At 49.3% G+C, this 3,967-nt stretch carries 3 protein-coding genes; all 3 read right to left on the reverse strand.

The window, feature by feature from the left end; translation table 11 throughout:
- A partial coding sequence (gene phbB / locus ABYW01_RS16045; protein WP_372834595.1) for an acetoacetyl-CoA reductase occupies positions 1-682 on the reverse strand: 682 nt, incomplete at its 3' end.
- 219 nt (positions 683-901) lie between these two features.
- Positions 902-2,251 (reverse strand): MATE family efflux transporter, encoded by a 1,350-nt coding sequence (locus ABYW01_RS16050; RefSeq protein ID WP_372834597.1) that lies wholly within the window; start codon positions 2,249-2,251, stop codon positions 902-904.
- 196 nt (positions 2,252-2,447) lie between these two features.
- On the reverse strand, positions 2,448-3,764 hold the full coding sequence (locus ABYW01_RS16055) for a DUF1329 domain-containing protein (protein ID WP_372834600.1): 1,317 nt from the start codon (positions 3,762-3,764) through the stop codon (positions 2,448-2,450).
- Positions 3,765-3,967: the final 203 nt, after the last annotated feature.

Raw genomic sequence — 3,967 nt, forward strand, 5'->3', positions numbered from 1 at the left:
CCAGGAAGGTAACCATACGACCGATCTCTTCTGGTGTACCGAAACGACCCACTGGGATAGTTTTGCAGATCTTAGCCTGAACTTCTTCAGCGATCTTAGCAACCATTGGAGTCATTACGTAACCCGGAGAGACTGTGTTTACAGTCACGCCTTTAGCTGCAACTTCCTGCGCCAGGGCTTTGGTGAAGCCGTGAATACCTGCTTTAGCGGCGGAGTAGTTACACTGACCAAACTGGCCTTTCTGTGCATTTACGGAGGAAATATTGATGACACGACCCCAACCCTTTTCGATCATTGGGTTGATAACCAAACGGGTCATGTGGAACATGGAATCCAGGTTAGCACTCAGGACTTCGTCCCACTGCTCCCAGCTCATTTTCTTAAACTGACCGTCGCGTGTGATACCCGCATTGTTGATCAGTACGTCTACGCTGCCACCGGCAACCTCTTCAACCGTTGCGATACACTGAGCGCAGGATTCTGCGTTCGTTACATCACCGTATGCAACCTTGATATCGTAACCCGCTTCCTTCTGCTCTGCCTGCCATGCTTTGGCCTTATCGTGGTTACCACCACTGTTATAACCAGCAACTACATTAAAGCCGGCATCAGCCAACGTACGACAGATATAGGTACCCAGACCACCAGTACCACCTGTTACAAGAGCAATCTTCTGACTCATACTCACATCCCCTTTTAGTATATTATCGTGAGTTTATTGTGCTTTTTAATTCTTATTCTTTGTCGATGTCCCTGACTTACTAACGATCATAATATCAGCTCGTACAATAAATAATATGACTTTCGTTGAATAATAATGTCACACATTAGTCGGGTTATATGAAGCCCCTATGACAGAGTCATTGGATATAAGCTAAGAAGAAATTCTAAACAGAATGGTTTACGCAGATTTATCGGCAAGGCGTTTCAGGTGACGACGCATCCAAAACCATGCGGTCAATGCCGTCAGTGCATTCGCAATAACCAGACCACCAAACATCCCCTGCAAACCGAAGAAGTAACTGCCCAGCCAGCCGAGGGGAACGTAGAAGATGAAGAGTCGTGTAATGCTGATACGCATCGCTCGCAATGGCTGATGCAGCGCATTAAAACTGGACGCAGTCAGAAATGTTGCCGCCTGAAAGCCAAAGCCTACAGGGACGATCAGGATCCAGATACCGATCCATTCCTGCACCTCCAGATTGTCACTAAACAATGCAGCGACACTGCCTGCCCCCAGACACAAGCCAAGATAGAGCACCGTCTGCCAGATCAGCGCAAAGCGAATGGCAATGCGGTATGCACGAATGACGCGCTCTGTTTGACCCGCGCCAAAATTCTGACTGATAAACGGCGGTAATGTCATCGACAATGCCAGACACGCCAGCAACGACAAAGATTCGAGGCGATTCCCCACGCCAAAGGCAGCAACAGCCTCTGCGCCATAAGTTGCAACTAATGCGGTTAGTACACCATTCGCAATTGGGGTCATCATATTGGACAGTGCGGCGGGCAAACCAATCTTCATCACCGAACGCCAATGTTGCCAAATACGCTGCATGTGTAGCGGCTGCAAGATGATCAGCCCGCGGCGATGGTAGAGAATATGCAACACTAAGAAAAAGGTTATTCCCCAGGCGATCACACTCGCAATTGCAGCCCCCTGTACACCTAATGCAGGAATCGGCCCCCAGCCAAAGATCAGTAGAGGATCGAGTAGCATGTTCATCGCCGACGAAAACGCCATAATTTTCGCAGGCGTCTTGGTATCGCCGCTGGCACGCATACAACTGTTGCCAACCATATTGACAACCAGAAATACCGAGCCCCAGAACCACACCGACATATAGGTATTAATGTAAGGCAGAAGCGCCTCAGAGGCCCCCATAGCGCGGAACAGCGGCTCAATGATCAACTGACACACTAAGGCAATGGCCAGTGTCAGGAGCGCCGTACTGAGGAGGTTGTCGGACGACAGCGAGCTAGCCTTATGATGATCGCCAGAACCGATCAAACGGGCTAATGTTGCCGATGTACCAATACCTAAACCGATTGCCAGGCTGGTAATTGAAAACGTGACCGGAAACGTGAATCCCAATGCCGCCAGCGGTTCAGTGCCCAACTTAGACACGAAGTAAATATCCGCCAGGTTGAACAACATCAGGCTGACAATACCCATCATCATAGGCACGGTCATCCGCACTAATGTGGGCTGAATATCATCACGGATCAGATCGGGATTGGCTGACATAGAGGGTCCGGGTCGAAATGAGATCCCCGCTGTTCACTCGTTCCGGGGGATAAGTGCTGCTAATCCTAACCTGTATCCTTCTATGCGCAAGCAGTATTCACGAAACTCAGTGTTTACTTCGTATGAATAAAGTCGAACAACGAAAAAAGCCCGGACACGTCCGGGCTGAGGGGATCTACTAGTACACTTTTATCGATTAACGGCCGGAAGCACGCAAGTTCTGAACGGTGAATTTCTTCGCCGGATTCAGCTCAGGATCAACCTGACCTTTAAACTGACCCGTCGTACAGTGGTTGGCCTGCATATCAACCATCGAGAACGCATCATCAATTGCCACACCGGTACCTTTGTTACGCGGCAGGTGGAAATCCGGGTGTGCCTGACCAATCAACCAACTCTTCCACATATCACCTTTACGGTCGTAAGTGATGTTACGTGGAATAGTAAAGGTCTGAGCATCCATGAAATGCTGACGCTTGCTGATCGGATGGTTAGGATCAATTGGATCAGATTCTACGACATACACCTTACGCAGCTGCCAGGTGATATTCGGGAAACATCCGCCCTTACCGCCAAACGCCACCACCTGATAACCTTCGTCATCTTTGTGGGTTTCAGCGTCCAGTTCCATCTCGTTGTGGTTATACATCGGTAACAGCATGGTCTTAGTGCCTTTGTAAGACCAGTTCATATCACTGATACGACCGTTATAACCTTCGAAGTCCTCAATCATGATATCGGAGCCCAGGAACGCGTCCGTCACCTGACCGGTGGACAGACGACGTACACGACGCTGGAAGCCCAGATACAGATAAGCATTATCACGCTTGAGATCGTCCTCATAACGCTGGATCAGCAGCTGTGTATTTTTCACATCAAACGGCTCCAGTACCTGCACGTAGATACCACGGAACAGGTTGGATGGGTTTGGTGTCAGCGCCGGATAAGGTTCCTGAGACGTACGATGCGTAAAGTTCAGGAAGTGGAAGTTAAACTTAATCGTACGTTCAACTTTACCGCTATCCATGTTGCGATACTTCCAGTAGAACGGATAGATCGCAGCAGAATCGCCCCAGTTGTAGCCATACTTAAAGTTCCACGCCAGCTTTTCACCGGCACGGGGATCATCCATTGAAGGCTCCTGCGGGAACGGACGCCCCGCGACAGAACCGCTGATCTCACCAATTTTCTCACCCAGCTTTACATCACCGGAGTACTTACGGGTTGCATCAACGTAAGTCTGGTTCAGGTCAAAAGAGGTCGTTTCGCCTACTTTAATCTCGTAGTCGCCGCTTTTGATAAAGCGATACATCGCCGGGTCCAAAAATTCCTTAACTGACTCAACATTAGCGCTGTTGATGACCATACCCGGAGCAACACCTTCTGCTTTCGGCGCACCGTTCGCATATGGGTAGAATGACTGCTTAACTACATCTTCAGAAAGCTGTGCAGCTTGGGCAGACATTGCAAAAGCGCCACTGATCGCGACAGAGATAAGTGCTTTTTTAAACATCATCATTACCTTTTATTATTTTCAGATGCGCTTAGAAGCGATACTGAACTGTGAGCTGATACTCATCTTCTTCATTAGCCATACCCAGGATGCCGGTTTTGAAGCGTCCGGTTGGCTCAAATCCACCCAGACCAGCTGATCCGGACATGCCACCTGCATGCTCCGGTGCACCGGTATACGCGGTGAATGGGTTGTATGGGTTA

This window comes from Pontibacterium sp. (assembly GCF_041587635.1).
In the GTDB taxonomy this organism is placed as follows: domain Bacteria; phylum Pseudomonadota; class Gammaproteobacteria; order Pseudomonadales; family Balneatricaceae; genus Pontibacterium.

Coding starts and splice junctions, on each gene's coding strand:
- ABYW01_RS16050 (WP_372834597.1), bottom strand. CDS start 2,251: ATGTCAGCCAATCCCGATCTGATCCGTGATGATATTCAGCCCACATTA.
- ABYW01_RS16055 (WP_372834600.1), bottom strand. CDS start 3,764: ATGTTTAAAAAAGCACTTATCTCTGTCGCGATCAGTGGCGCTTTTGCA.